The sequence below is a fragment of the Streptomyces sp. TLI_146 genome, assembly GCF_002846415.1.
Lineage (GTDB): Bacteria > Actinomycetota > Actinomycetes > Streptomycetales > Streptomycetaceae > Streptomyces.
Window position 1 is genome coordinate 4298764 of sequence record NZ_PJMX01000001.1, and the last position, 25584, is coordinate 4324347.

General features: G+C 72.4%; 22 protein-coding genes and 1 pseudogene. 12 read left to right on the forward strand and 11 right to left on the reverse strand.

From position 1 onward, the window contains the following. Positions 1-432, forward strand: a complete 432-nt coding sequence (locus BX283_RS19190; protein ID WP_101388799.1) for a Zn-ribbon domain-containing OB-fold protein — start codon at positions 1-3, stop codon at positions 430-432. Beyond that, positions 429-1199: an enoyl-CoA hydratase/isomerase family protein gene (locus tag BX283_RS19195; protein WP_101388800.1), complete on the forward strand. Its 771-nt coding sequence runs from the start codon at positions 429-431 to the stop codon at positions 1197-1199. The genes BX283_RS19190 and BX283_RS19195 overlap by 4 nt, the downstream gene beginning before the upstream one ends. Before the next feature lie 202 nt (positions 1200-1401). Here the strand turns inward: BX283_RS19195 and BX283_RS19200 are convergent, their stop codons facing one another. The 3 genes from BX283_RS19200 to BX283_RS19210 all read right to left on the reverse strand — a co-directional run bounded on the left by BX283_RS19200 (position 1402) and on the right by BX283_RS19210 (position 5583). Then, positions 1402-1926: a hypothetical protein gene (locus BX283_RS19200; protein WP_180357196.1), complete on the reverse strand. Its 525-nt coding sequence runs from the start codon at positions 1924-1926 to the stop codon at positions 1402-1404. A 362-nt stretch (positions 1927-2288) separates the two neighbouring features. After that, positions 2289-4625: a PQQ-binding-like beta-propeller repeat protein gene (locus BX283_RS19205; protein WP_101388801.1), complete on the reverse strand. Its 2337-nt coding sequence runs from the start codon at positions 4623-4625 to the stop codon at positions 2289-2291. 181 nt (positions 4626-4806) lie between these two features. Continuing rightward, a complete protein-coding gene (locus BX283_RS19210; RefSeq protein WP_101388802.1) occupies positions 4807-5583 on the reverse strand; it encodes a VOC family protein in 777 nt (258 codons plus the stop codon). Between the two features lie 376 nt (positions 5584-5959). Here BX283_RS19210 and BX283_RS19215 point away from each other — a divergent pair, with 376 nt between their 5' ends. After that, on the forward strand, positions 5960-6607 hold the full coding sequence (locus tag BX283_RS19215) for a TetR family transcriptional regulator (protein ID WP_101388803.1): 648 nt from the start codon (positions 5960-5962) through the stop codon (positions 6605-6607). 77 nt (positions 6608-6684) lie between these two features. Here BX283_RS19215 and BX283_RS19220 read toward each other — a convergent pair whose 3' ends face one another. Next, positions 6685-7188 (reverse strand): nitroreductase family deazaflavin-dependent oxidoreductase, encoded by a 504-nt coding sequence (locus BX283_RS19220; RefSeq protein ID WP_257583134.1) that lies wholly within the window; start codon positions 7186-7188, stop codon positions 6685-6687. Positions 7189-7223: 35 nt separating this feature from the next. Next, positions 7224-8409: pseudogene (locus BX283_RS19225) on the reverse strand (acyl-CoA dehydrogenase family protein). A 185-nt stretch (positions 8410-8594) separates the two neighbouring features. Here BX283_RS19225 and BX283_RS19230 point away from each other — a divergent pair. The 4 genes from BX283_RS19230 (at position 8595) to BX283_RS19245 (ending at position 11671) form a co-directional block, all read left to right on the forward strand. Further along, positions 8595-9065 (forward strand): NUDIX domain-containing protein, encoded by a 471-nt coding sequence (locus BX283_RS19230; RefSeq protein ID WP_101388804.1) that lies wholly within the window; start codon positions 8595-8597, stop codon positions 9063-9065. Between the two features lie 61 nt (positions 9066-9126). Further along, positions 9127-10317: an acetyl-CoA acetyltransferase gene (locus BX283_RS19235; RefSeq protein WP_101388805.1), complete on the forward strand. Its 1191-nt coding sequence runs from the start codon at positions 9127-9129 to the stop codon at positions 10315-10317. Positions 10318-10433: 116 nt separating this feature from the next. Further along, a complete protein-coding gene (locus tag BX283_RS19240; protein ID WP_101388806.1) occupies positions 10434-10997 on the forward strand; it encodes a GNAT family N-acetyltransferase in 564 nt (187 codons plus the stop codon). A gap of 23 nt (positions 10998-11020) precedes the next feature. Further along, positions 11021-11671, forward strand: coding sequence for a pyridoxal 5'-phosphate synthase (locus tag BX283_RS19245; RefSeq protein ID WP_101388807.1), 651 nt, complete (start codon positions 11021-11023; stop codon positions 11669-11671). Between the two features lie 141 nt (positions 11672-11812). On the opposite strand, the gene BX283_RS19250 is transcribed toward BX283_RS19245, so the two are convergent. The 4 genes from BX283_RS19250 to BX283_RS19260 all read right to left on the reverse strand — a co-directional run bounded on the left by BX283_RS19250 (position 11813) and on the right by BX283_RS19260 (position 13883). After that, entirely contained in the window at positions 11813-12982 is a 1170-nt protein-coding gene (locus BX283_RS19250; RefSeq protein WP_180357197.1) for a methyltransferase domain-containing protein, read from the reverse strand. Between the two features lie 2 nt (positions 12983-12984). Continuing rightward, on the reverse strand, positions 12985-13122 hold the full coding sequence (locus tag BX283_RS40660) for a hypothetical protein (protein ID WP_180356956.1): 138 nt from the start codon (positions 13120-13122) through the stop codon (positions 12985-12987). A gap of 93 nt (positions 13123-13215) precedes the next feature. Next, a complete protein-coding gene (locus BX283_RS19255) occupies positions 13216-13428 on the reverse strand; it encodes a hypothetical protein (protein ID WP_101388808.1) in 213 nt (70 codons plus the stop codon). Between the two features lie 23 nt (positions 13429-13451). Next, on the reverse strand, positions 13452-13883 hold the full coding sequence (locus BX283_RS19260) for a Zn-ribbon domain-containing OB-fold protein (protein ID WP_101388809.1): 432 nt from the start codon (positions 13881-13883) through the stop codon (positions 13452-13454). 248 nt (positions 13884-14131) lie between these two features. Between BX283_RS19260 and BX283_RS19265 the strand changes: the two genes are divergently transcribed. From BX283_RS19265 to BX283_RS19280, 4 genes are all read left to right on the forward strand, one after another. Further along, on the forward strand, positions 14132-15271 hold the full coding sequence (locus tag BX283_RS19265; protein ID WP_101388810.1) for an NAD(P)/FAD-dependent oxidoreductase: 1140 nt from the start codon (positions 14132-14134) through the stop codon (positions 15269-15271). Between the two features lie 277 nt (positions 15272-15548). Next, the gene (locus BX283_RS19270; RefSeq protein ID WP_101388811.1) at positions 15549-17774 is read left to right on the forward strand and encodes an acetate--CoA ligase family protein; all 2226 of its coding nucleotides are present in this window, start codon (positions 15549-15551) and stop codon (positions 17772-17774) included. Then, positions 17771-18592: an enoyl-CoA hydratase/isomerase family protein gene (locus BX283_RS19275; protein ID WP_101392457.1), complete on the forward strand. Its 822-nt coding sequence runs from the start codon at positions 17771-17773 to the stop codon at positions 18590-18592. The genes BX283_RS19270 and BX283_RS19275 overlap by 4 nt, the downstream gene beginning before the upstream one ends. Positions 18593-18718: 126 nt before the next feature. Then, complete coding sequence (locus BX283_RS19280; RefSeq protein WP_101388812.1) at positions 18719-19315, forward strand: flavin reductase family protein; 597 nt, start codon at positions 18719-18721, stop codon at positions 19313-19315. 21 nt (positions 19316-19336) lie between these two features. Here BX283_RS19280 and BX283_RS40665 read toward each other — a convergent pair whose 3' ends face one another. Both BX283_RS40665 and BX283_RS19290 read right to left on the reverse strand, forming a co-directional pair. After that, positions 19337-20074 carry a hypothetical protein gene (locus BX283_RS40665; protein WP_180357198.1) on the reverse strand — a complete coding sequence of 246 codons (738 nt, stop codon included), beginning with the start codon at positions 20072-20074 and terminating at the stop codon, positions 19337-19339. A gap of 27 nt (positions 20075-20101) precedes the next feature. Further along, entirely contained in the window at positions 20102-21436 is a 1335-nt protein-coding gene (locus BX283_RS19290) for an MFS transporter (RefSeq protein WP_101388814.1), read from the reverse strand. Positions 21437-21648: 212 nt separating this feature from the next. On the opposite strand from BX283_RS19290, the gene BX283_RS19295 reads away from it, so the two are divergent. Continuing rightward, positions 21649-25575, forward strand: a complete 3927-nt coding sequence (locus BX283_RS19295; RefSeq protein WP_101388815.1) for a tetratricopeptide repeat protein — start codon at positions 21649-21651, stop codon at positions 25573-25575. Positions 25576-25584: the final 9 nt, after the last annotated feature.

Sequence of the window (25584 nt, forward strand, 5' to 3'; positions counted from 1 at the left end):
ATGCTGACCCCGGTGACCGACGACGACGGCGCCCCGTTCTGGGAGTACGCCGCGCGGGGCGAACTGCGCGTCCAGGCCTGCGCCGCCCCCGACTGCGGCCGGCTGCGCTTCCCGCCCCGCCCGTGCTGCCCGCACTGCCACTCCTTCGACAGCGAGTGGCGCCGGATGTCCGGCCACGGCCGCATCTGGTCGTATGTGCTCCCCCACCCCCCGCTCCTGCCGGAGTACGCGGCCCAGGCCCCCTACAACGCGGTGGTCGTCGAACTCGTCGAGGACCCCCTGATCCGCCTGGTCGGCAACGTGGTCACCGACCCGGACGCGCCGCTGGACTCGGTGGCGCCGGAGCGGCTGCGGATCGGCGCCCGGGTGCAGGTGGCGTTCACGGAGACGGATGGCATGACCGTCCCCCGCTGGCTCCTGGAGCGCCCGTGACGCTGGAGGTCGTACGGGACGAGAAGACGGGCGTGGCGGTGGTGCGGCTGAACCGCCCGCACAGACTGAACGCGATAGACGAGGAGACAGCGGCGCAACTGGCTTCCACCTGGCGTCAGTTCCGCTACGACGAGACGGTACGGGCGGTGGTGCTGACCGGATCGGGCGAGAAGGCGTTCTGCACGGGCATCGACCGGGCGACGGAGGTGCCCCAGCCGCCGTCCCCGTACTCGACGGACGACCCCCTCCTGACGATCGGCCCCAAGGCGAACGACCTGTGGAAGCCGGTGATCGCGGCGGTGCGGGGGATGGCGTGCGGCGGGGCGTTCTATCTGCTGGGCGAGGCGGAGTTCGTGATCGCGGCCGAGGACGCCACGTTCTTCGACCCGCATACGACGTACGGGATGGTCAGCGCGTACGAGTCCGCCTACCTGGCGACCCGGATGCCCGCCGGGGAGGCGGCCCGGCTCGCCCTGATGGGCACGGCGGAACGGGTCTCGGCGCGGCGGGCGTACGAAACGGGCCTGGTCAGCGAGGTGACACCACCGGGAGAGGAGGTGCCGGCGGCGCGGCGCTGCGCGGAGATCCTGTCCTCGTACCCCACGGAGGCGGTCCAGGGAACGGTCCGCGCCCTGTGGACGACCCGCACCCCCACCCTGACCCAGTCCTTCGCCCAGGCACCCCATCTGATCGCACTGGGGAATCTGCCGCCGGGGAGGCAGGAGGAGTTGTTCGGGGGGAGGGGAGGGGGGTTTCGGTTGCGGTGAGTTCGTCTGCGGACCGTGGGTGGCTGGTCGCGCAGTTCCCCGCGCCCCTAGGTATTTAGGGGCGCGGGGAACTGCGCGACCAGTTGGGGACGGCCCGCAGACGAAGGCAGACCCCAGGGCGCGAGCCCCCGGCCGCCCGCCAGAGGGCTTTCGGGAAGGGGCGGGGTGGGGAAACCCGCCGGAGGCGTCACCCGCCGCAGCGTCAGGCCCACTCCATGACCCGCACCACCCGGCACTCCCTGACCCTGTCGAGCCGCGACGTCAGCGCCATCGGCACCTCCACGCTCCGCGCCGCCCCCGCATCGAGGGTGACGAAGGCGGACCCCGTGTCGACGGTCTCGTCGGCCGCGCCCAGGAAGGCGACCTCCACCCGGTAGCGGTGGCTGCCGCTCGCCAGCGGGTCGCCGGTGACCCGTACGGTCGCGGAGGTGACGGCCGGGCGCTTGCCCTTGGCGGGCGAGACGCAGGTGACGACGGTCCCCGTGGCGGTGGCCGAGGGGGACGGGGTCGGGCTCGGGGTGTAGGAACCGGAGTGGGAGCCGGAGCCGCTGCTGCTGCTGCCGTAATCGTCGTTGTCGTGGCGGTAGCCGGAACCGCCGGAACCGCCGTTGCTCTTATGGGAGTTGGAGCAGCCGCCGCCACCCCCGCCGCTGCTCTTGCCATGGCCGTGGCCGGAGAAACCGGTCAGTGCCAGCACCACTCCGGCCAGTACGGCCGTGAACCTCATCCGCCGACGGAACACCGCGCGCTACCCCCCGTAACGATCCCTGCTGAAAGCCGCCGACACCGTAACAGGAGGGGCGGGTGGGGAAGGGGGGTCTCCGGTGCCGGCCACATGATCTCCTCGGGGTCCACGTGGTACTGCCACAGCCGCCCCGGCCGCCCGCTGGCAGCGGGGCGGGGTGGGGGGTAGCGTCGTGAGCGAGAGCCGGGGTGACTCCGGTCCGCTGTGCTTGTGCCCGGACCCGTCTCCCCCGCTCGTGAACGGCGGCCGCCGTTCCAGCCCCTTCCGTGCCGGGTACGACGGCCGTCCCGGGGTGGGTTTCCCGCCCGGGGACGCGACCGGCCACAGCCAGCCCGCCGCCAGGGCTATCGATGGGCCCCCGACGTCGCCGTCCCCTTCACCGCGTCCAGCGCGTACACGCAGCGGTCCTTGCTGCACGCGTACACCACGCCGTTGCGGGCCACCGGCGAGCCCGTGATCTCGCCGCCCGTGGCCAGCTTCCAGCGGAGCTGGCCGCCCGCCGCGTCCAGCGTGTACAGGCAGTGGTCGGCCGAGCCGAAGTGGATGCGGCCGTCGGCCACCACCGGTGTGCCCACCACCTCCGCGCCCGCCGCGAACCGCCACTTGGGGGTGGAGGTGACCGCGTCCAGCGTGTACAGCGCGTTGCCGCTGCCCACGTGGATGTTGCCGTCCGCCACCAGGACCGGCTCGATGGACTGGCGGGACTCGGTCGCGATGCGCCAGCGGTCCTTGCCGGTGGCCGCGTCCAGCGCGTACACCGTGCCGAGATAGTCCGCCAGGTATACCCCGCCGCCCGCGACCGCCGGGCCCGGCGCGAAGGTCGGCGGGCAGAGGAAGACCGCCGGGGCCTCGAAGTGCCAGCGGACGTGGCCGCTGGCGATGTCGACCGAGAGGACGCGGGTGCCCGCCGAGACGTACACATACCCGTCCGGCGCCGGGGCCAGGCGGACCGGGACGCCGCCGCACGACGCCGCGTCGCCCACCGGGTACGACCAGCGCTCGGCGCCGGTCCGCGCGTCGAGGGCGCGCAGCCGCGCGTCCTGCCACACGTACACCGTGCCCTCGTGGATCACCGGCCCGGCCTCGGGGGTCTCGAAGTCGCTCTGGGCGCCGGTGATCTCCCACAGCTTCTCGCCGTTCGCGGCCTCCCAGGCCTGCACCCCGCCGCCCCGGGTCGCGGTGACGATGGTGCCCCGGTCCGCCTTGAGGGCGTAGACCCAGGCGTCGGTCGGCAGCCGCCACAGCTCGCGGCCGTCCGTCGCGTCCAGCGCGTACAGCGTGGGGCCGTCGGAGGCGTGGATCCGGCCCGCCTCCACGGCCATCGCCCACGCCACGTCCCGCGTCTTGAACTGGCGCCGGCCGGATCCCACGTCCAGCGCGTGCACCTCGAAGGAGGTGACGTAGAGCAGGTCGCCCGCGACGGCCGGGGTGCCCCACACATCGTTCGACATACGGAAGCGCCAGGGACGCCAGCGGCCGGGCGGCTCGGCGGAAGGGGCCGGGACGGGCGGGGCCGCCGCCGGCGCCCCGTTGGCCGGGGGCCGGTCCGGTCTGCCCAGGGCGGCGCCGGCCGGGAACCTGACCCACCCCGTGGCGGGGCTCGCCTCGGCCACCGCGCGCGCCCCGTCCATGACCCGGGGCCCGGGGCCGATCGGCACCTTCGCCCCGGCCAGCCGGACGGGCCCGTCCGGCACGGCCTCGGGCAGCGAGGGGTGCGGCCGCTGCGGCGGCTGGTAGGGCGGGCGCGGCGGCGGCGAGGGGTCCACGGGCTGGACGACGGGCTTGGCCCGGCCGCCGCCCCGGCGCTGCTCGATCATCGCCACCGAGCGGTCGGGCAGCCACGCCGAGGCGGTGCCGCTGTCGTCCGAGCCGCCGAAGAGGTGCGGGGCGAGCTGCGCCTGGAGGTCCTCGGGCGAGGGCCGCAGCCCGGCCTCCATCTGCATACAGGACTCGATGAGCGGCCGCAGCTCGTCCGGCAGCCCGGTGACGTCCGGGCCCTCGCGCAGCAGCATGAAGACGGTCTCGACCGGGTTGGCGCCATGGAAGGGCGCGTGGCCGGTCGCCGCGAAGACCAGCGTCGAGCCGAGCGAGAACACATCGCTCGCGCCGGTCACGCTGCGCGAGTCCTTCGCCTGCTCGGGCGACATGTACGCGGGTGTGCCCACGGCCACGTTCGTCATGGTCAGACGCGTGTTGGAGACGCCGGACGCGATACCGAAGTCGATCACCCGGGGGCCGTCCTCGACCACCAGGACGTTGGACGGCTTGAGGTCGCGGTGGACCAGGCCCGCCCCGTGGATGGACTGCAGCGCCTCGGCGATGCCGGCCGCGAGCCAGCGCACCGCCTGGGCCGGGAGCGGCCCGCACTCGTTCACTATTTCTTCCAGCGAGGGCGCCGGTACGTACGCGGTGGCCAGCCACGGCACCGCCGCGCGCGGGTCGGCGTCGACCACGGCCGCCGTGTAGAAGCCGCTGACGGCCCGGGCCGCCTCCACCTCGCGGGTGAAGCGGACCCGGAACAACTGGTCCTCGGCGAGTTCCGTGCGCACCGTCTTGATCGCCACGCGGCGGCCGGACGCCGAGCGCGCCAGATAGACCAGCCCCATGCCGCCGGCACCGAGCCGTCCCAGCACCTCGAAGGGGCCGATCCGCCTCGGGTCGTGCTGCGTCAGCTGCTCCACTTGCCTGCCACCTCCCCGTACGGGCCCTAAGTATCAACGCGTCGCAACAAGGCCCCGTGCAGCGTCTCACGCGGCACCCCGATTCTTCCTGCCGGAGGCGCCCGGAGGCCAACCCGAGTACGGATCGGGATGTCTCACCCCGATCCGGACATCCCCCGCCCGTTCCTCCCGGAGCGGTGGCTCACTCCTTCTGGAGGATCGCGAAGCTCGCCCCCTGGTCGTCGCTGAGGACCGCCATCCGCCCGTGGGCCATGTCGAACGGTCCGGTGGTGACCCGGCCGCCCAGATCGGCGCAGGTCGCGGCCGTGGCGTCGCAGTCGCCGACCGCGAAGTACACCAGGAAGTGGTCGGGCATCTCGGCCGGGAAGGCGTCCCCCATCAGGCCGCGGCCGCCGAAGGCGGTGTCGGGGCCGGGCTCGGAGCCCGCGGGCGACCACATACGGAAGTCGTCGTCCGTGCCGTCCAGGTCGCGGCCCTCGAAGCCGAAGACCGCCTCGTAGAAGCGGTCGGCCTGGGCCGTGTCCCTCGTGTACACCTCGGTCCAGCAGAAGGAGCCCGGCTCGCCGCTCTTCTCGAAGCCGGTGTGCCCGGCGGCCTGCCAGAGGCCGAAGACCGCGCCGCCGGGGTCGGCGGCGACCGCCATCGTCCCGTACGGAGGAACCTCGACCGGGTCCCTCACCAGCTGGCCGCCCGCCGCCCTGATCCGCACGGCGAGGCCCGAGGCGTCCGGAGTCGCGAAGTAGACGCCCCAGGCGGTGGGCATCCGGCCGTCCCGCTTGGGGACGAGGGCGGCGACACGCTTCCCGCCGCTGAAGGCGTTGGTGTAGTACCCGTACCTCTCCTCGGCGTCGTCGTCGAAGGTCCAGCCCATCAGCGCGCCGTAGAACCGCTTGCCCGCCGCGAGGTCGGGCAGCGTCACGTCGGCCCAGCACGGCGCGCCTTCCGGAAATCCGCCCATGCGCCTGGTTCCTTCCTGGGGTGGCCCCGCGCGGGTGCCGCCGCACGGTGAGCTCTTCGCCGTGAAGCTGTTCGCCGTGAAGCTAACGGCCCCGCCCGCACCCCGCAGTGACGCAAATCGAACAAATACTCTGCTTTGCCCCCACTGTAGGCGACCGCGCCCTTTTCCCGCACGGGTTGTCCACAGAGCGTGTCCACAGGCTGTTGATAACACCATTCGAGTGGCGGACGGGCGCTCGATGCCGGGCCCGGGACGGCGCGGGCGCGTGGCGGCGCGAGGCACCGCGCCGGGGCGCGCTCCCGGCCTCCGTCAACCCCCGGCCCCCATTTGCAGTCGGCCGAATCGCGCTCCGATCACCCCTCGGTAAGCTGACGGCATGACAGGACAAGTACGCACCGTCGACGGCCGCGTGGCCGGCCGACGCGGCCAGGCGACGCGGCAGAAGCTGCTCGACTGCCTCAGCGAGATGCTCAGCTCCTCGCCGTACCGGGATGTAAAAGTCATCGACGTGGCCCGGAAGGCGGGCACTTCACCCGCGACCTTCTACCAGTACTTCCCCGATGTCGAGGGCGCCGTCCTGGAGATCGCGGAGGAAATGGCCAAGGAGGGCGCGGCGTTGACCGCCCTCGTCGAGGGCCGCTCCTGGGTCGGCAAGGCCGGCTGGCAGACGGCGGAGGAACTGGTCGAGGGATTCCTCGACTTCTGGCGCAAGAACGACGCGATCCTCCGCGTGGTGGACCTGGGCGCGGCCGAGGGCGACAAGCGGTTCTACAAGATCCGCATGAAGATCCTCAACTCCGTGAACAACTCCCTTACGGACGCGGTCAAGGAGCTCCAGTCCAAGGGCAAGGTCGACAAGGACGTCAGTCCGGCGGCGATGGCGGGTTCGATCGTCGCGATGCTGGCGGCGGTCGCCTCGCACCAGAAGGGCTTCCAGACCTGGGGCGTCAAGCAGGCCGAGCTGAAGCCGAACCTGGCGCTGCTCGTCCATCTGGGCATCACGGGCAAGAAGCCGACGAAGTAGGCGCGGCGCGGGGAACGTACGGGTCGGCCACCTCGCGCCGACGCCGCGATCGCCGGGGCGCGCGCCCTCAAGTCCTGTCACGCCGACGGTGGTTCACCCAGGTGAGCCCCGTCGGCGTTCCCGCGCCCCGGCACCTCCGCCTCCCGCCGCTCCAGCCGGAAGAGCCGTATCTCGCGCTCTACGCGGGCCTGGTACGCGGCGTACGGCGGCCAGAACGCCAGCGCCGCCCGCCAGGCCGCCGCCCGCTCCTCCCCCGCGAGTAGCCGGGCGCGTACCGGCACGTCCTGCCCCTTCCAGCTGATCTCGGCGTCCGGGTGGGCCAGCAGGTTGCCGGTCCAGGCGGGATGGCCGGGACGGCCGAAGTTGGAGCCGACGAGCAGCCAGGTCCCGGCGTCCTCCGGCATACAGGCGAGCGGAGTCCGCCGCGCGAGCCCCGACCTGGCCCCGCGCGCGGTGAGCACGACCCCCGGCAGCATCCGCGCACTGGGCAGCACCCGGCCCCGGGTGAGCCGGTGGACGGCCCGGTCCAGGGCGGGGACGACATGGGGGGCCACTTTCGCGAACGCGCGCGTGGACGACACCCTCTGGACGAGCCGTACGCCGCGCGAGGCCCCGCTCACCGGGTGGCCGCCCACGCGCGCGTGCCCGTCGTACGCCCCCGGAACAGCCCGGCCCGCTCGGCGGCGCGGGCCCTCAGCGCCGCCACGGGCCCGAAGAGCAGCTCGTCGGCCGCGGCCCGCTTGAAGTACAGGTGCGCGTCGTGCTCCCAGGTGAACCCGAGGCCTCCGTGCAACTGGATCGCCTCGGCGGCGGCGCCCCGCAGCGCCTCCAGCGCCTGCGCGAGCGCGAGCCCCCGGCGTCCGGGTCGCAGGCCGCGTAGTAGGCGGCGGAACGGGCCGCCTGCACCTGTACGTACCGGTCCGCGAGGCGGTGCTTGACCGCCTGGAAGGACCCGATGGGGCGCCCGAACTGCTCGCGCTCCTTCACGTACGCGACGGTCCGCTCCAGCACGTGCGCGGCGGCGCCGACGGCTTCGGCGGCGAGCGTGGTGGCGGCGGTGCGGCCGACGGCGGCGAGCGGTTCGCCGACACCCTCTCCGATCACCTCGCCTTCCACGTCCCTGAGTTGGATACCGCCTTGGACCCGGGTCTCGTCGAGGGTCGTGTGCCGGGTGCGACGCAGCCCGGCGGCGTCCGCTCGTACGAGGAAGAGCCGGACGCGGCCGCGGGTGAAGCCGCCGGTGTGGGCGGGGACGAGGAGGAGGTCGGCGCGGTGGGCGTCGAGGACCTGGGCGGCCTCGCCGTACAGCCGCCATGTGCTGTCGACCTGCCGGGCCTGGATGCCCCCGGCGCGACCGCCGCCCGCCCACGAGCCGTCGGCGTTGTCGCCGGTCAGGCCGAGGGCGAGCGCGAGGACGGGGCCCGGGACGGCGAGGGTCGCGGTGAGCTCGCCGCGTGCGAGCGGGGGAGGTACGTGCGCTTCTGCGGCTCGGTGCCGAGGGCGAGGAGGAGGGGGGCGGCGAGGGCGGCGGTGGCGAGGAGGGGGGACGGGAGGAGGGCGCGGCCGGTCTCCTCGGCGGCGAGGGCGAGCTCGGTGTCCCCGCAGCCGACGCCGCCGTACGCCTCGGGGATGGCGAGCCCCGGGAGGCCCAGCTCCTTGGCGAGCTGCCGCCACAGGGTGGGGTCGTATCCCGCCGGGGTGCGGACGGCGGCCTTTACCTCGTCGGGGCCGCAGCGCTTGGCGAGGAGGGTGCGGAGGGTGCGGCGGATCTCGTGCTGCTCCGGGGTGAGGTGGGGGTCCATGAGCGGCTTTCCTCCCGGGGGGGCGGGGTCGACGCGGCGAATCTGACGGTACATCAGTTTCCTTCGACCCACCCCTCCCCTTCCCGAGGTCGCCCCGTCCGGCCTGCGTCAAGTTCGACGCCTGTCACAGAGAGCCTCAACGCCACATGGAAGACGGGCCGTCCGACCCATGGAAGGGTGACCGCATGGCACGGACCGAGTACTACGACGACCCGAACGCGCCGAAGCCCAACAGCCTGGTCGTTGCCGCCTCTGCCGTCGTCACTGACGACGGGGGGCGCGTCCTCCTCCAGCGCCGCCGGGACAACGACTTGTGGGCACTTCCCGGTGGAGCCATGGACATGGGGGAATCACTGCCCGGCACGGCTGTCCGGGAGGTCAAGGAAGAGACGGGCCTGGACGTGGAGATCACGGGGCTGGTCGGCACGTACACGGACCCGCGGCACATCATCGCGTACAGCGACGGAGAGGTTCGCCGGCAGTTCGCCGTCGTCTTCACGGCACGCGTGGTCGGCGGGAAGCTCGCCATGTCGGACGAGTCGACGGAGCTGCGCTACGTCTCACCCGGTGACTTCGCGGCGCTGCCCATGCACCACACGCAGCGGCTACGGCTCGCGCACTACCTGGAGCACCGGGACCGGCCCCATCTCGGTTGAGCCGCCAAGGGCTTTCGGGAAGGGCGTCCCAGAGGCAGGAATCTGATGTACCGTCAGATTCATGGCAGCAGCCCACACGCGCGCCCGCCCACACCCCCGCCCCGTCGCCATAGTCGGCACCGCCCTCTCCGACACCGGCCGAGTCGACGACGCCACCCCGTACGCCCTGCACGCCCAAGCCGCCCGCAGAGCACTCGCGGACTCCGGGCTGGACAGGGGTGTCGTCGACGGGTTCGGGTCGGCGGGGCTCGGCACGCTCGCGCCGGTCGAAGTCGCCGAGTACCTGGGGCTGAAGCCGACCTGGGTGGACTCGACCGGCGTCGGCGGCGCCACCTGGGAGGTGATGGCCGCGCACGCCGTGGACGCCATCGCCGCCGGGCACGCCAACGCCGTACTCCTCGTCTACGGCTCAACCGCACGCGCCGACATCAAAGCCGGGCGAAGGACATCGAATCTATCGTTCGGCGGGCGCGGACCCCTGCAATTCGAAGTTCCTTATGGACATACCTTGATTTCGAAGTACGCGATGGCCGCGCGCCGCCATATGCACCAGTACGGCACCACCGTCGAGCAGCTGGCCGAGATCGCCGTCCAGGCGCGCGCCAACGCCGCGACCAACCCCGACGCGATGTTCCGCGACCCGATCACCGTCGACGACGTCCTGTCCGGACCGATGATCGCGGACCCGTTCACCAAGCTGCACTGCTGCATCCGCTCGGACGGGGGGTGCGCGGTGCTGCTCGCGGCGGAGGAGTACGTACGCGACACGGCCAAGGCCCCTGTCTGGGTGCTGGGTTCGGGCATGGCCGTCTCCCACACCACGATGTCCGAGTGGGACGACTTCACCGTCTCCCCGGCCGCCGTCTCGGGCCGGCTCGCCTTCGAACGGGCCGGAGTGGGACCGTACGACATCGACCTCGCGGAGATCTACGACGCCTTCACGTACATGACCCTCGTGACCCTCGAAGACCTCGGGTTCTGCGCGAAGGGGGAGGGGGGCGCGTTCGTCGAGAAGGGGCGGCTGCTGAGGGACGGCGCGCTGCCCGTCAACACCGACGGCGGCGGGCTCTCCGCCTGCCACCCCGGCATGCGGGGGCTCTTCCTCCTCGTGGAGGCCGTACGACAGCTGCGCGGGGAGGCGGGCGGGGGTCAGGTCCGCAGGCCCGACGGCAGCCTCCCCGAGCTCGCCGTCGCCTCGGGCACGGGCGGCTGGTTCTGCTCGTCGGGAACGCTCGTCCTGGGGCGCGGGTGAGCCCCGCACGCCCCAGGGGGCGCGGGATCGCCACCCTTCGTTCATGGTGCGCTTCGAGCCAAGCAGAGCCTCTAATTCAGTGGCTCCCCGCGTCCCCACCCCCGACAATCGCCCCCATGACCACCCCACTCCCCTTCCTCACCACCGACCGCCTCGTCCTCCGCCCCTTCACCGACACCGAGGCCGACCTCGACCTCGTCGTCGAGCTCGACAGCGACCCCGAGGTCATGCGGTACCTCACCGGCGGCCGCCCCATGACCCGGGACGAGATCCGGGCCGGATCGTTCGGGCGGATGCTGCCCGGGGACGCGGGATTCTGGGCGACGCATCTGCGTGACACGGGCGAGTTCATCGGGTGGCACTGCCTGCGCCCCGGCCTCGACGCCCCGCCGGACCACGCGGACCTCGGGTACCGGCTGCGGAAGCCGGCCTGGGGCAAGGGGTACGCGCGCGAGGGCGCGCTCGCGCTCATCCAGAAGGGGTTCGGGGAGCTGGGCTACACGCGCATCACCGCCAACACGATGTATGTGAACGACCGCTCCCGGCGCGTGATGGAGCGGTGCGGGCTCACGTACGTCCGTACGTACTTCGAGGAGTGGCCCTACTCCGTCGAGGGCGACGAGCACGGGGACGTCGAGTACGCCCTGTCGCGGGAGGAGTGGCTCGCGCGGGGCGACTGAGGCCCACGGGTGACAATCGGCCCATGGAATTCCAGGAGTACCTGCACACCCTGCGCGTCTGGGACGTCGAGCTGCCGCGGTTCGACGTGGAGGTCGCGCCCGACGAGCCCCTGCCGCTCTTCCAGGAGTGGCTGATGCACGCGGGCCGCGCCGGGCAGACCGAGCCGCACACGATGTCGCTCGCGACGGTGGACGGGGAAGGGCGGCCCGACGTACGGACGTTGATGCTGCACGGGGCCGACGCGGACGGGTTCACGTTCGGGTCGCACTCCGGCAGCGCGAAGGGACGGCAGCTGGCGGCCCGCCCCGCCGCGGCGCTCGGGTTCTACTGGCCTGCCGTGGGGCGGCAGGTGCGGGTGCGGGGTTCGGTGACCCCGGCCGGGACGGAGGCCAGCCAGGCCGATCTGCATGCCCGTTCGACGGGCGCGCTGGCGGCGGCGCTGGTGGGGCGCCAGAGCGAGGTGCTGCGCTCCCTGGACGAGCTCGCGGCGGCGTCGGAGAGCGCCTGGACCCAGGCGACGGCTTCACCGAACGCCCCCGTCCCCAGCTGGACGTTGTACGTCCTGGACCCCGTGGAGGTCGAGTTCTTCCAGGGGGATGCCCGGCGGCGACATGTCCGGCTGCGGTATCGGCGGGAGGGGGCTGGATGGGTGCGGGAGTTGTTGTGGCCGTAGGGGGTCGTGAAGCCCTTCCCGCGCTTCCGGTCGAGGCGCGGGCGTAGCTTGAGACCATGGCCTCTGAGCACTTGGGCGACGCGTAGCCCCTTACGTCCCCAGGGAGGAATGCTGGGACGAACGGGGCTCGTGTCGCTGCTCCTAGGCAGAAACCAGGTTGTCGGGCGAGTCGAGCCAGACACGTTCGCCGTTACTGTCCACGGCGAGCCCGAAGCGCTCGAAACCGGGGCGGCCTTGTTCCTCCCACCAGCGGTACGCGATCACCACTTCATCCCAGAGGTTCCGGGGCCCAGACTGGTAGACCTCGAACTCATCCCGCCCCGGCACGTAGTCAGCCGTGGCCCACGACGTGACGGCTGTGTCCCGCAGCCACAGTGTGTAACAGCCGTCGTCGTAGGTCTCAGCCCACGGGAACGCTTCGGGCACCTGCACCCCGATCGCGAACATGACGAGCCAGTCGCCCACATCGTCCGGGGACAGCGCCGTCATGGACCTCACGCCGTCCGCCGGCCACTTCCGCCCGCCCAGGTACTCGCGAACGTGCACACGCTGGATCCTCTGAGCGCGCATGCGCATGAACGCCGACGAGCCCACGAACGGGCCGGACGCTGAGCCGTCCTCAGCGACCGTGAGACGCGCTACCGCCTCCCCGCCGTACGTCGGCCCCCACGGGGTCACGATCACTCCGTCCGGCTTCACCTGCTCCCGCCATGCCGGAGGCACGCTGCCGATGGAGCACGTAGCGATCAGTCGGTCATAGGGGGCCCGCTCCGGGTAGCCCTCCGCGCCATCACCGACGTGCACCAGCGGACGCAGACCAGCGAGGTTCAGGCGAGTACGCGCGTCCTCTGCGCCGGCCTCGTCCACCTCGACCGTGACGACGTTCTCAGCGCCCAACCGATGGGACAGCAGAGCAGCGTTCCATCCGGTACCGGTGCCGATCTCAAGGACCGTGTTCCCGTCCTCGACGCCGAGCGCGTCCAGCATCGAAAACACCATCGTGGGCATGGAGTTGGACGACGTAGGCGACTTGCCCTTGCCCGTTCCGAGGTACGCGCCGTCATCCCATTGGGTCGTGATGGGCGCGTCCCGGTAGACAGCCTCCCACCACAATTCGGGTTGCTCGTCCCGAATCACGCGGTCGTCCTGACGGTTCATGCCCGCCCGGCCCGGCCAGATGACCTCGGGCACGAACAGGTGTCGCGGTACCGCCTCAAAGGCGGGGAGCCAATCGTTTGTGAGCGCGCCCGACTCCAAGAGCGCGGAGGCGAGCCGCTTGGGACCCGCCTCCTTGAGTTCGTGCTCAGACACTGTTACTTGCCGTCCGCCGGGTTCTGGCCGTCGTTCGTGTTGCCGCCCTCGTCGGACCCGCCCCCGCCGTGCTTGTTCCCGCTGTCACTGTCGTCCTGCGGGTTGCCGCCATCGGCCATGGTCATCCACCAACCAGTCATCTCAGAACCTCCGTTGACGATGTTCCTGGTGAACCCGCCCGACTGTCACGTCTCACGAGAATGAGCAGGCGCAACAGGTGCGCTCGGGGGTGGTCATCGCTGCCCCTCTGGGCGGAACGCGTCGGTCTCCCAGGGTTCCCCGCCGTCCGGCGGTACCAGCGTGACCGTGCGCGCGTCGCCGTCCCACGCGATGACCTTTCCGAACCTTCCGCGGGCTGTGTCCTTGACGATGACGCCCGGGATGGACACCCCAAGCCACGCACCGAGCTGCGGACGGTCGAAGGGGCCGACCTTGATCGCGGACACGTCCAGGTCGACCTCCAGAACACTCAGTCCGGAGCATCGGGAAGGGGCGGGGTGGGGGCAAACGACGCCCGGAACACCGGCACCGCCACCGCCCCCTCCCGGAACCCCACCACCAGCTCCATCCCGATCCTCAGCTCCGCCTCCCCGCAGCCCACCACCTCCGTCATCATCCGTGGCCCCTCCGCCAGGTCCACCACCGCCGCCGTGTACGGGACCCGCGCGCCGAACGGGGGCAGGTCGTTGCGGTGGATCACCGACCAGGTGTAGAGCGTGGCCCGGCCGCTCGCCCGTTCCCAGGTCACGTCCTCGCTCCAGCAGTACGGGCAGAACTCGCGCGGGTAGTGGTGGGCCCGGCCGCACACCCCGCAGCGGCGGATCAGGAGGTGGCCCTCGGCGGCCGCGTCCCAGTACGGGCGCGTGAAGGCGTCGATCTCCGGGGTCGCGGCATCCGTCATCGCAACCACCCGATCGTGCGATCGACCGGCCCCTCGGCCCTGCTGAGCCAGATCGTGTCCCTCATCCGCAGCTCCCTGTCGACCGACCCAACTACTCCTGACGGTACGTCAGTTCAGCTGATGCCCCTCCATCCCCGCAAGGGGTCCACCCCACCCGCCCGCGCACACTCCGGAGCGTGATCGATTCGTAACCGATTCAGGTCTTGACCGAGACCCATCAAGTGGCAGCGTCGTTACGCTCGGTTCCCATGGCTACCAACGACCCCACCCGCCCTGTCTACGTCATCGGCGCCGGCCCCGGCGGGCTCGCCGTCGCCGCCGCGCTGCGCGGGCGGGGTGTGCGGGCGGTCGTGCTGGAGAAGGCCGACGCCGTCGGGGACTCCTGGCGGCACCACTACGACCGGCTGCGGCTGCACACCACCCGGCGGCTGTCCGCGCTGCCGGGGCTCAAGATGCCCCGTTCGTTCGGGCGGTGGGTGGCGCGGGCCGATGTCGTGCGGTACCTGGAGAAGTACGCCCAGGTGCATGAGCTGGAGATCGTCACCGGGGTGGAGGTCTCGACCGTCGAGCGCGCCGACGCGGGCGGCTGGCTGCTGCACGCCACCGGCGGGCGGCGGCTGACCGGGCGGGCGGTCGTGGTGGCGACGGGGTACAACCACACGCCGTATGTGCCGCAGTGGCCCGGCGCTGACGCGTACACCGGCACCCTGCTGCACGCCGGGCAGTACCGGAACCCCGCCCCGTACGCGGGCAAGGACGTCCTCGTGGTCGGCAGCGGGAACACCGGGGCCGAGATCGCCGTCGACCTGGCCGACGGCGGGGCCGGGCGGGTGCGGCTCGCCGTGCGTACCGCGCCGCACATCCTGCGCCGCTCGACCGCCGGCTGGCCCGCCCAGGCCTCCGGCATCCTGGTGCGGCGGCTGCCGGTGCCGCTGGTGGACCGGGCGGCGGGGGCGGTGGCGCGGCTCAGCGTGCCCGACCTCTCCGACAAGGGGCTGCCCCGGCCGGAGACCGGCCTCTACACGCGCGTGCGGGAAGGCGCCATCCCCGTACAGGACGTGGGTCTGATCGCGGCCGTGCAGTCGGGGCGGGTGGAGCCGGTCGCGGCGGTCGAGTCGTTCGAGGGCGCCAAGGTCGTACTGGCCGACGGCAGCCACATCTCCCCCGAGGTCGTCGTGGCGGCCACCGGCTACCGGCGGGCGCTGGAGGGGCTGGTCGGCGAGCTGGGCGTGCTCGACGGGCGGGGCCGTCCCACCGTCCACGGCGGCCGCACCGCGCCCACCGCCCCGGGCCTCTACTTCACCGGGTTCACCAACCCCATCAGCGGCATGTTCCGCGAGCTGGCCATCGACGCCGAGAAGATCGCCAAGGCGGTCTCGCGCTCCTGAAGCGGGCCTCACCTCCGGCCGGGTGCGCCCCATCCGCACCGCCCGCGTACGCCGTAGTTGGCGCAATGGTGACGGGTAGCCGCCCCCCGGGCGGGTACGGGAAACGTACTCGGCCGGACCTCCGCACGTCCCGGAGCCTTCGGTGAGCCTTTGCCCGCACGACGGTTCCTGACTGGTCGTCAGGTCTGTAATCTGACTATGCGTCAGTTACCAGCCAGTCGCGTTAAGCCAGTTGCGCAAGAGCCATGTTGGCCATCGACCAGGAGCGGGCGGAACGATGCTTGGATCGACTCACGGCACCCTCACGACCGACCTCCGCGCACGGGTGGTCGCCTGCGGCGAGCAGCCCCGGCCCGGCGCCGTCCACGGCACGGCCGCCGCCGAGGGCGATCTGGACGTCAGCGGCCGGCCACTGCACGCGCCCGTCCCCGACCTCGACCGGTTCTTCCGGCCCGAGTCGCTGGCCGTCGTCGGTGCCTCGGACGCCGAGGGCCGCCCCAACACGGGGATCACCCGCCAGCTGATCGCCTGGGCGGAGCGGGTGGGCGCGCGCGTCCACCCCGTGCACCCCACCCGTGAATCCGTCTTCGGCCTGCCCTGCTCCGCGTCGGTCGCGGACCTGCCCGAGCAGGTGGACCTGGCCGTGCTGCTGGTCGGCGACCCGCTCCCCCTCATCGACGAACTGGCCGAGGCCAAGGTGAAGTTCGCGGTCGCCTTCGCGTCCGGGTTCGCCGAGACGGGCGAGGACGGCGCCGCCGCCCAGGAGCGCCTCGCCGCCGCCGTGCGGCGCTCGGGGGTGCGGCTGCTCGGGCCCAACACCAACCTCAACGCGTTCGAGCGCTTCCGGGACGACCTGGAGGGGCCCGCGATCGCCCTGATCACCCAGTCCGGGCACCAGGGCCGCCCCCTGTTCGCCCTCCAGGAGCTGGGCATCCGCCTCTCCCACTGGGCGCCCACCGGCAACGAGGCCGACCTCGAAGCCGCCGACTTCATCTCGTACTTCGCCGAGCGCCCCGAGGTCGGAGCCGTCGCCTGCTATCTCGAAGGGCTCAAGGACGGGCGCTCCTTCCTGCTCGCCGCCGACCGGGCGGCCCGCGCGCGGGTGCCCGTGGTCGCGGTCAAGGTCGGCCGCACCGAGACCGGGGCGCGCACCGCCGCCTCCCACACCGGCAAGCTGACCGGCGCGGACCAGGTGGTCGACGCGGCGATGCGGCAGTACGGAGTGATCCGCGTCGACGGGCTCGACGAGCTCCAGGACACCTCGGCCCTGCTGGCGCGGGCCCGCCCGCCGGTCGCGGACGGGGTCGTCGTCTACTCGATCTCGGGCGGCACCGGCGCCCACTTCGCGGACCTGGCGACGGCGGCCGGGCTCACGCTGCCCACGCTCTCCGAAGCCAAGCAGGCCGAGCTGCACGAGTGGATACCGCCCTATCTGAACGTGGCCAACCCCGTGGACAACGGCGGCCACCCGGTGGGCGACTGGCGCGGGCGGAAGATCATCGACGCGATCCTCGCCGACCCCGCCGTGGGCGTCCTGATCTGCCCCATCACCGGGCCGTTCCCGCCGATGAGCGACCAGCTGGCGCGGGACCTGGTGGAGGCGGCGGAGGAGAGCGACAAGCTGGTGTGCGTGGTGTGGGGCTCGCCGGTGGGCACCGAGGCGGCCTACCGCGAGACGCTGCTCGGCTCGTCCCGGGTCGTCACCTTCCGTACGTTCGCCAACTGCATCGGCGCCGTCCGCGCCCACCTCGCCCACCACCGGTTCACCTCCTCCTACCGCTCGCCCTTCGACGAGGCGCCGCGCGTGCCCTCGCCGTCGTTCCGCAAGGCCCAGGCGCTGATGCGGCCGGGCCGCCAGCTGAGCGAGCACGCGGCGAAGCAGCTGCTGCGGGCGTACGGGATCCGGGTGCCGCGCGAGCAGCTGGTGACCAGCGCGGCCGCGGCCGTGCGGGCGGCGGGCCAGGTCGGCTACCCGGTGGTGATGAAGGCCTCGGGCACCCACCTCGCCCACAAGACCGAACTCGGCCTGGTCAAAGTCGGGTTGACCTCGGCGAGCCAGGTGCGGGACGCCTACCGCGAGCTCACCGACATCGCCCGGTACGAGGGCGTCGAGCTGGACGGCGTGCTGGTGTGCCAGATGGTCGCGCGGGGCGTGGAGATGGTCGTCGGCGTCACCCACGACGCGCTCTTCGGGCCGACCGTGACCGTGGGCCTGGGCGGGGTCCTGGTGGAGGTGCTGGGCGACGCGGCCGTGCGCGTACCGCCGTTCGGCGAGGAGCAGGCCCGCGACATGCTCGGCGAGCTGCGCGGCCGCGCGCTCCTGGAAGGCGTACGGGGCGGGCCGCCGGTCGACGTGGACGCGCTGGTGGAAGTGGTGCTGCGGGTCCAGCGGATGGCCCTCGAACTCGGCGGCGATCTGGCCGAGCTGGACATCAACCCGCTGATGGTGCTGCCGCGCGGACAGGGCGCGGTGGCGCTGGACGCGCTGGTGGTGTGCTCATGAGCGCCACCCCTTCCGGGGGACTTCGTCCCCTGGAGGAGACCGTACGCCACGCCACTGACAGCGGGGTCTCGTGGATCACGCTCGACCGGCCCGAGGCCATGAACGCGGTGACCTGGGAGCAGCGGGAGCGGATCATCACGCTCCTCGACGCGGCGAGCGCCGACCCGGCCGTACGGGCCGTCGTGATCAGCGCGACCGGGAAGGGCTTCTGCGCGGGCGCCGACCTGCGGGGCGGGGCGGCGGCGGGCGAGCGGGTCGCCGGTGACGTGGCCCGGACGATCCGGCTCGGCGCCCAGCGGCTCATCGCGTCCGTGCTGGACTGCGAGAAGCCGGTGGTCGCGGCCGTCAACGGCACGGCGGCGGGCATCGGCGCGCATCTGGCGTTCGCCTGCGACCTGGTGCTGGCCGCCGAGTCGGCCCGGTTCATCGAGGTGTTCGTCCGGCGCGGGCTCGTCCCGGACGGCGGGGGCGCGTATCTGCTGCCCCGGCTCGTGGGGCCGCAGCGCGCCAAGGAGCTGATGTTCTTCGGGGACGCGGTGGCGGCGGCGGACGCCGAGCGCCTGGGGCTGGTCAACCGGGTGGTGCCGGACGCCGAACTGCCCGCCGTGGCGCGGGAGTGGGCGGAACGGCTGGCGGCGGGCCCGACCCGCTCGCTCGCCCTCGCCAAGCAGCTGGTGAACGCGTCCCTGGACACCGACCGTACGACCGCGTTCGCGGCGGAGGCGGCGGCCCAGGAGATCAACATGACCACCCGGGACGCCCAGGAGGGCGTGGCGAGCTTCGTGGAGCGCAGGACGCCGAAGTACCGGGGGCTGTAGGGATCGCGGGGTGGGGTCGCGGGCTGGGTGGCGGGCCGCGTTTGCAGGCCGGGTTTGCAGGTCCCGTGAGGGTTCCGATCTGACGCTCCGTCAGTTTCAATGGAGAACATGATGGGACACGAAGGGATGGCGGCGACCGTCGTCCGATACCTGCGGTCCGTCGGCGCGGCGGCCACCGCCCCCGCCGAGCCCGTCGAGGCGCTGCCCAGGCCGGACTTACGGGCCGTACGGGACGACGAGCGGCTGCCCGTCGACCCCGCCGAGTTCCGCGGCGTCCTCGGCCACTTCGCCACCGGCGTCACGGTCGTCACGGCCCGGGACGCGACCGGCCCGACCGGTTTCGCCTGCCAGTCCTTCGCCTCCCTCTCCCTCGACCCGCCGCTGGTCGTGTTCATGGTCGGCCGTACGTCGACGACCTGGCCGCGCATCGCCCGCGCGGGCACGTTCTGCGTGAACATCCTGGGGGCCGAACAGGGGCCGCTGTGCCGGGCGTTCGCGGTGAGCGGCGCCGACAAGTTCGCGGGAGTGCCCTACGACGCGGCCCCCGTGACCGGCTCCCCGCGCCTGGACGGCGTACCGGCCTGGGTGGACTGCCGCATCCAGAACGTCCACACCGGCGGGGACCACCTGATCGTGGTGGGCCGGGTGGAGGCGCTCGGCGGGACGGCGGCGGGGGACCCGCTGCTGTTCCACCGGGGGCGGTTCGGGCGGTTCACCGCCTGACGGCGACGGCGAAGCCCCCGTTCACCAGGGCTGCTCGACGACCTCGCCGCCGCTGCGGGTCTCGATCCGCAGCTTTCCCTTGTCCCCGTACGCCTCGTGGCGCCACGCGGCGAACACCTCCGCGATGCGGCGGCCTTCGTAGTCGCTGCCGCCGGACGGAATGAAGTTCACGGTCACCAGCGCCCTGACGGACTCGCCCTCCTGCTTGAGCCTGGCGGCCACCAGGAAGGGCCACATGCCGTCGTCGGCCTTGGTCAGGTGCTTGCCGTAGTAGTCGGCGAACTCCTGGGTCATGTCGAACCACCCGGCGGGCAGACAGGGCGGGGCGGTGCCTTCGGTGGGCGGCCCGGCGTCACCGGCGTCGTCGTCGGTGGTCTCGTCGGTGGGCGGTCCGGGGGTGCCGGTGTCCTCGTCGGTGGTCTCGTCCGTGGGCGGCTCGGAGGTGCCGGCCCCGTCGTCGGTCGTCTCGTCGACGCCCGGGCCCGACGTCTCGTCCGTCGTCTCGTCGGTGGTCTCATCGGTGGTCTCATCGGTGGTCGCGGCCGGCGCCGACGCCTCCTCCGACGTCTCGTCCACACCCCCGCCCGACGCCCCGTCCTCCGTCGTCTCGTCCGGCGGGCACGGCTGCTTCTCGGCGGCCGGCGACGGCGACGACGAGGGCCGCCCCTCGCCCGCCGCGCTCCCCGCCTTCTCGGTCCCGCATCCCGCCAGTACGGCGCAGAGCAGCCCCGCCACCGCCACGTTTCTCGACTTCCTCATATGTCCCCCTCCACGAGGAAGAGGGCATCACACCGCCGCGGGTTCCGCCAAAGGCGCGGGCCGGGTGCCGCTGCCCGGGCGACGGATCACCAGGGCCATCAGCGCGGCCACCGCGCAGAGCGCGCCCGAGCCGTACCAGACCATGTCGTACGAGCCGAAGGCGTCGCGCGCGAGGCCGCCGAGGAAGGCGACGACGGCCGCGCCCACTTGGTGGGAGGCGAGCACCCAGCCGAAGACGATGGCGCTGTCCTCGCCGTAGTGCTCCCGGCACAGGGCGAGCGTCGGCGGGACGGTGGCGACCCAGTCGAGCCCGTAGAAGACGATGAAGAACAGCATCGGCGGATGGATCGAGGGCGCCAGCAGCATCGGCAGGAAGAGGAGCGAGATGCCGCGCAGCGCGTAGTACGTGGCGAGCAGGCGCCGGGACTCGAAGCGGTCGGTGAGCCAGCCGGAGAAGACGGTGCCGACCACGTCGAAGATCCCGATGACGGCGAGCAGTCCGGCGGCGGCCGTCATCGGCATGCCGTGGTCGTGCGCGGCGGGCACGAAGTGCGTCTGGATGAGGCCGTTGGTGGACGCGCCGCAGATCGCGAAGGTGCCCGCGAGCAGCCAGAACGGTCCGGTGCGCACCGCCTGGACCAGCACCTTCAGCGCGCGGGCGGCCGCGCCGGGGACGGGCGCGGGCTTCTCGACGTAGGTGTCCGAACCGTACGGGGCGAGGCCCACGTCCGCCGGGTGGTCGCGCAGGAGCAGCCACACGAACGGCACCACCGCGAGGGCGGCGAGCGCGACCGTGACGGCGGCCGGGCGCCAGCCGTGGTGCTCCACCAGCCACGACAGGACCGGCAGGAAGATCAGCTGTCCGGAGGCGGACGCGGCGGTGAGGATGCCGGTGACCAGGCCGCGCCGCTCGGTGAACCACCGGTTGGTGACGGTCGCGGCGAACGCCAGCGCCATCGACCCGCTCCCGAGCCCCACCAGCAGGCCCCAGCAGAGCATCAGCTGCCACGCCGAGTCCATGAAGACGGTCAGCCCGGCCCCGGCCGCGATCACCGTCAGCGCGACGGCCACCACCCGGCGGATGCCGAACCGGTCCATCAGCGCGGCGGCGAAGGGCGCGGTCAGCCCGTACAGCGCGAGGTTCACCGAGACCGCCGACCCGATCGTGCCGCGCGACCAGCCGAACTCGTCGTGCAGCGGCTCGATGAGCAGTCCCGGCAGCGACCGGAAGGCGGCCGCGCCGATGATCGTCACGAAGGTGACGGCGGCGACGAACCAGGCACGGTGGAAGCGGCGGGCGGGCCGCGGGGCGGGGGCGGTCTGCTGCCCGTCCGGGGCGACGGCATCGGTTGTCTGGGACATGCCCACAGCCTGACGGGGCGGTCAGGTCCGTACGAGTGGCTGGATAGCCATGGTTCGCAGGGATCGGGCCACGCGGGCGGCAAGGGATCCGGCCAGGTAACGGTCGGAGATCCGGCCAACGGGTTCGGCCACGCGGCCAGGCCGCAGTGTCTATCCTCGCACTCACACTGAGTGGCCGGGGACCCACTCGTGGTGATCATGGAGGGTGGGCCATGACCGAGCCGCTTGCCGAACGGCTGTTGGTGGACTTGCGGGACGACGGGCGGGTGCAGGTCTCGTCCTGGCCCGCCGCGGAGCACTCGCCCAGAACGGCCGGGGAGCCGGTCGAGCTGGTGTGGCCGCTGGACGAGCAGGAGATGGCGGACCTGCGGTGGTACCTGGAGCAGTATCTGCGGATGCCGTTCGGGGTGTACGAGCAGCGCGGGCCGCGCGTCGCGGAGCGGCTGCCCGAGTGGGGCGCCCGGATCTTCTCGGCGCTGTTCGCCACGGACGAGGCGAAGCGGGCGTACACGGAAGCACGGACGCGGGGCGGGCCGCTGGAGATCGTGCTGCGGTCGGGCTCGGCGGAGCGCCTCGGCCTGCCGTGGGAGCTGATGGCGGACCCGGCGCGCCCGGTCCCCATCGTCCTCGACCAGGTGGCGGTGTCCCGCAGCCTTCAGACCACCGACACCCGGCACGTCTTCACCGTTCCGGGCTCGCGGCTGCGGGTGCTGATGGTGATCTCACGGCCGGACGGCGAGGCCGACGTCGGCTACCAGATGATCGCCCGCCCGCTGCTGCGCCGGCTGGAGGCGGTGCGCGGGAGCGTGGAGCTGGTGGTGCTGCGGCCGCCGACCCTGGAACGCCTTGAGGAGGTGCTGACCCGGGCCCGCGAGGACGGCGAGCCGTTCCAGGTGGTGCACTTCGACGGCCACGGCGTCTTCGGCCCGCCACCTGCCTCCGGCGGCTGGGGCCCGATGATGTTCCAGAAGTCGGGCCCGCAGGGAATGCTGGCGTTCGAGAAGAGCGGCGGCGGCAGCGACCTGGTGCCCGCGGGCCGGGTGGCGCAGGTCCTGGCCGGGGCGCAGGTGCCGGTGGCCGTCCTCAACGCCTGCCAGTCGGCGGTCGTCGGCTCGCAGGTCGAGGCGGCGGTGGCGACCCGGCTGATGCAGGAGGGCGTGGCCTCGGTGGTGGCGATGGCATACAGCGTGTACGCGGTGGCCGCGGCCGAGTTCATGGCCGCCTTCTACGAGCGGCTGTTCGCGGGCGACCGGATGGCCGAGGCGGTCGCGGCGGGGCGCCGACGGCTCGCCCTGAACGACGAACGGCCCTCCCTCAAGGGGATGCTGCCGCTGGACGACTGGATGGTGCCGGTCTTCTACACCCGCAGCGAGGTGCGCTTCCCGGGCCTGCGCACCGAGCGCGAATCGGAGGAGTCCCTGGACGGCATCCTCGACGCGATCAGCCGCCGCCCCGAGGACGGCCGACAGCCGGGACCGGGCCAGGAGCTCGCTCCCGAGGGCGAGTTCATCGGCCGCGACGCGCTGTTCTACCGGCTGGACGTGGCCGCCCGGCTCCAGCGCGTCGTGGTGCTGCACGGGCCCGGCGGGACGGGCAAGACGGAGCTCGCCAAGGCGTTCGGCCGCTGGTGCCGCGACACGGGCGCGGTCGACCGGCCGGAGTGGGTGATCTGGCACTCGTTCGAGCCCGGGGTGGCCTCGTTCGGCCTCGACGGCGTCGTCAACGCGATCGGGCGCCGCGTCTTCGCGGAGAAGTACGACACGCAGTTCGTCCTGCTGGACGCGGCGCAGCGCCTGCAAGCCGTGGAGCGGGCGCTGCGGACCCGGCGCGTGCTGCTGCTGTGGGACAACTTCGAGTCCGTACGGGCCATGCCGGACCCGGGGCAGGCGACACCGCCACTGCCGGAGCAGGAGCAGGACGAGATGCGCGACTTCCTGTCCCGCCTGGCCCGTGACAGCCGCGCCTCGGTCGTCATCACCAGCCGCTCCGACGAGGACTGGCTGGGCGAGACCGTCCGCCGCATCCGGGTCGACGGCCTGGACACCGAGGAGGCCACCCAGTACGCCGAGCAGCTCCTCGCCCCGTATCCGCACACCCGCAGAGCCCGCGAGTCGCGCGCGTTCGGCGAGGTGATGCGGTGGCTGGACGGCCATCCGCTGAGCATGCGGCTGGTGCTGCCGCATCTGGACACGACGAGCGCGCAGGACCTGCTGGACGGGCTGCGGGGCGTCAGGGCGCTGCCGGGGAACGGCAACGGGGGGCGGACCACTTCGCTGGCGGCGAGCATCGCGTACTCCTTCGACCATCTGGCGGAGGAGGACCAGCGGGCGTTGACCGCGCTGAGTCTGTTGCAGGGGGTGGCGGATGCGAATGTGCTGGGGGCGTTCTCGGCCGGGCAAGGGGTTCCCGAGCAATTCCGCGGCCTCCCCACCTCGGCGTGGCGGGAGCTGCTGGAGCGGGCGTCGGCCCTGGGTCTGCTGTCGCCGGGTGTGGTCGGGACCTATCGGATCCATCCCGCGTTACCGGCGTATCTGGCCGACCGCTGGAAGGCGCAGGCGGCCGACGCGTACGACGATCAGCGCACTGCCTCCGTCCGCGCGCTGCTGGGCGCGCATGTCGAGTTCAGCCGCTGGCTCAGTGACCGCCTGGACGGTGAACACGCCCAGCTCGGCGTGGTGCTGGCCGCCACCCACCGCCGGATGCTGGGGAGCATGCTCGGCCACGCCCTCGACCAGCGGATGTGGTCGCACGCGCAGTTCATCGCCCAGCTGCTGGACGTCTACTGGGACATGCGGGGCCTCGGCGAGGAGGCCCGCGGCTGGACCGCTCGTATCCGACGGGCCGTGGAGGGACCGGTCGGAAGCCCCCTCGACCTGGACACTCCGGCGGGAGCCCTGTGGGCGTACACCACCGGGTCGCAGGCCAACCGGGACCTTCTGGCCGGGCAGCTCGACCAGGCCGAAAGCACCTACCGCTCACACGTGAAGGCCATGCTGGCCGGCCGCGAGACCCCCGCACAGCGCAAGAAGCTCGCCAGCGTCTACCACCAGATCGGCATGGTCGCCCAGCACCGCGGGCGGCTGACAGAGGCCGAGGAGTGGTATCTCAAGTCCCTCGCCATCGAGGAGCTCATCGACAACCAGGACGGGATGGCCAGCAGCTACCACCAGCTCGGCATCGTCAGCCAGCTGCGCGGGCGGATGACCGAGGCCGAGGAGTGGTACCACAAGTCCCTCGCCATCGCGGAAGCCCTGAGCAACCGGCATGCGATCATGCGCAGTTACCACTCCCTGGGCATGATCGCCCAGCACCGCGGTCGGCAGAACGAGGCCGAGGAGTGGTACCACAAGGCCCGCGCCATCGCGGAGGGCCTGGGCAACCGGCCCGCGATGAGCACCACGTACCACCAGCTCGGCATCGTCAGCCAGCTGCGCGGGCGCCTCACGGAAGCCGCGGAGTGGTACCACGCCTCCCTCGCCATCGCCGAAAGCCTGGGCAACCGGCCCGGAATGAGCGGCAGTTACCACCAGCTCGGCATCATCAGCCAACTGCAAGGGCGGCTCACCGAGGCCGAGGAGTGGTACCAGAAGTCCCTCGCCATCAAGGAGGACCTCGGCGACCGGGCATCCGTCGCCACCGGTTACCACCAGCTCGGCGCCGTCGATCACATGCGCGGTCGGCTGGAAGGGGCCGAGCGCTGGTACCGCAAGTCCCTCGATGTCGAGGAGGAGCTCGGCAACCGGCCCGGTATGGCCACCAGCTACCACTCGTTGGCCCTGATCGCTCAGCTTCGCGGTCGGTCCGCGGAGGCCGAGGAGGGGTGCAGAAAAGCCCTCGCCATCTGGAAGGACCTGGAGGATCTGCCGGGCCTGGCGCTGACGTGCGGAACGCTCGGCGCCCTCGCCTTCGAGCAGAACCGGCCGGACTCGGCCCTGGAGTGGATGGTCAGATGCGTGTCGCAGTTCGAGGAGATCCCACACCCCGAGACCGGGAACGGCCCTCTCCTCCTCCAGAAGCTGACCGAACTGCTGGGCATCTCCGCTCTGGAGCGGACCTGGCAGTCCGTCACCGCGAACCCCCTCCCCGCAGCCGTACGGCAGTACGTCCTCGCGCACCCGCCCGCGCCCACCACCGAATGAATCCGACCC

What these genes read in the sequence shown, in the direction of transcription:
- BX283_RS19190 (WP_101388799.1), top strand. Translation starts at nt 1, where the DNA reads ATGCTGACCCCGGTGACCGACGACGACGGCGCCCCGTTCTGGGAGTAC.
- BX283_RS19200 (WP_180357196.1), bottom strand. Translation starts at nt 1,926, where the DNA reads ATGAGGTTCACGGCCGTACTGGCCGGAGTGGTGCTGGCACTGACCGGT.
- BX283_RS19210 (WP_101388802.1), bottom strand. Translation starts at nt 5,583, where the DNA reads ATGGGCGGATTTCCGGAAGGCGCGCCGTGCTGGGCCGACGTGACGCTG.
- BX283_RS19215 (WP_101388803.1), top strand. Translation starts at nt 5,960, where the DNA reads ATGACAGGACAAGTACGCACCGTCGACGGCCGCGTGGCCGGCCGACGC.
- BX283_RS19230 (WP_101388804.1), top strand. Translation starts at nt 8,595, where the DNA reads ATGGCACGGACCGAGTACTACGACGACCCGAACGCGCCGAAGCCCAAC.
- BX283_RS19235 (WP_101388805.1), top strand. Translation starts at nt 9,127, where the DNA reads ATGGCAGCAGCCCACACGCGCGCCCGCCCACACCCCCGCCCCGTCGCC.
- BX283_RS19240 (WP_101388806.1), top strand. Translation starts at nt 10,434, where the DNA reads ATGACCACCCCACTCCCCTTCCTCACCACCGACCGCCTCGTCCTCCGC.
- BX283_RS19245 (WP_101388807.1), top strand. Translation starts at nt 11,021, where the DNA reads ATGGAATTCCAGGAGTACCTGCACACCCTGCGCGTCTGGGACGTCGAG.
- BX283_RS40660 (WP_180356956.1), bottom strand. Translation starts at nt 13,122, where the DNA reads ATGACTGGTTGGTGGATGACCATGGCCGATGGCGGCAACCCGCAGGAC.
- BX283_RS19260 (WP_101388809.1), bottom strand. Translation starts at nt 13,883, where the DNA reads ATGACGGATGCCGCGACCCCGGAGATCGACGCCTTCACGCGCCCGTAC.
- BX283_RS19265 (WP_101388810.1), top strand. Translation starts at nt 14,132, where the DNA reads ATGGCTACCAACGACCCCACCCGCCCTGTCTACGTCATCGGCGCCGGC.
- BX283_RS19270 (WP_101388811.1), top strand. Translation starts at nt 15,549, where the DNA reads ATGCTTGGATCGACTCACGGCACCCTCACGACCGACCTCCGCGCACGG.
- BX283_RS19275 (WP_101392457.1), top strand. Translation starts at nt 17,771, where the DNA reads ATGAGCGCCACCCCTTCCGGGGGACTTCGTCCCCTGGAGGAGACCGTA.
- BX283_RS19280 (WP_101388812.1), top strand. Translation starts at nt 18,719, where the DNA reads ATGGCGGCGACCGTCGTCCGATACCTGCGGTCCGTCGGCGCGGCGGCC.
- BX283_RS40665 (WP_180357198.1), bottom strand. Translation starts at nt 20,074, where the DNA reads ATGAGGAAGTCGAGAAACGTGGCGGTGGCGGGGCTGCTCTGCGCCGTA.
- BX283_RS19290 (WP_101388814.1), bottom strand. Translation starts at nt 21,436, where the DNA reads ATGTCCCAGACAACCGATGCCGTCGCCCCGGACGGGCAGCAGACCGCC.
- BX283_RS19295 (WP_101388815.1), top strand. Translation starts at nt 21,649, where the DNA reads ATGACCGAGCCGCTTGCCGAACGGCTGTTGGTGGACTTGCGGGACGAC.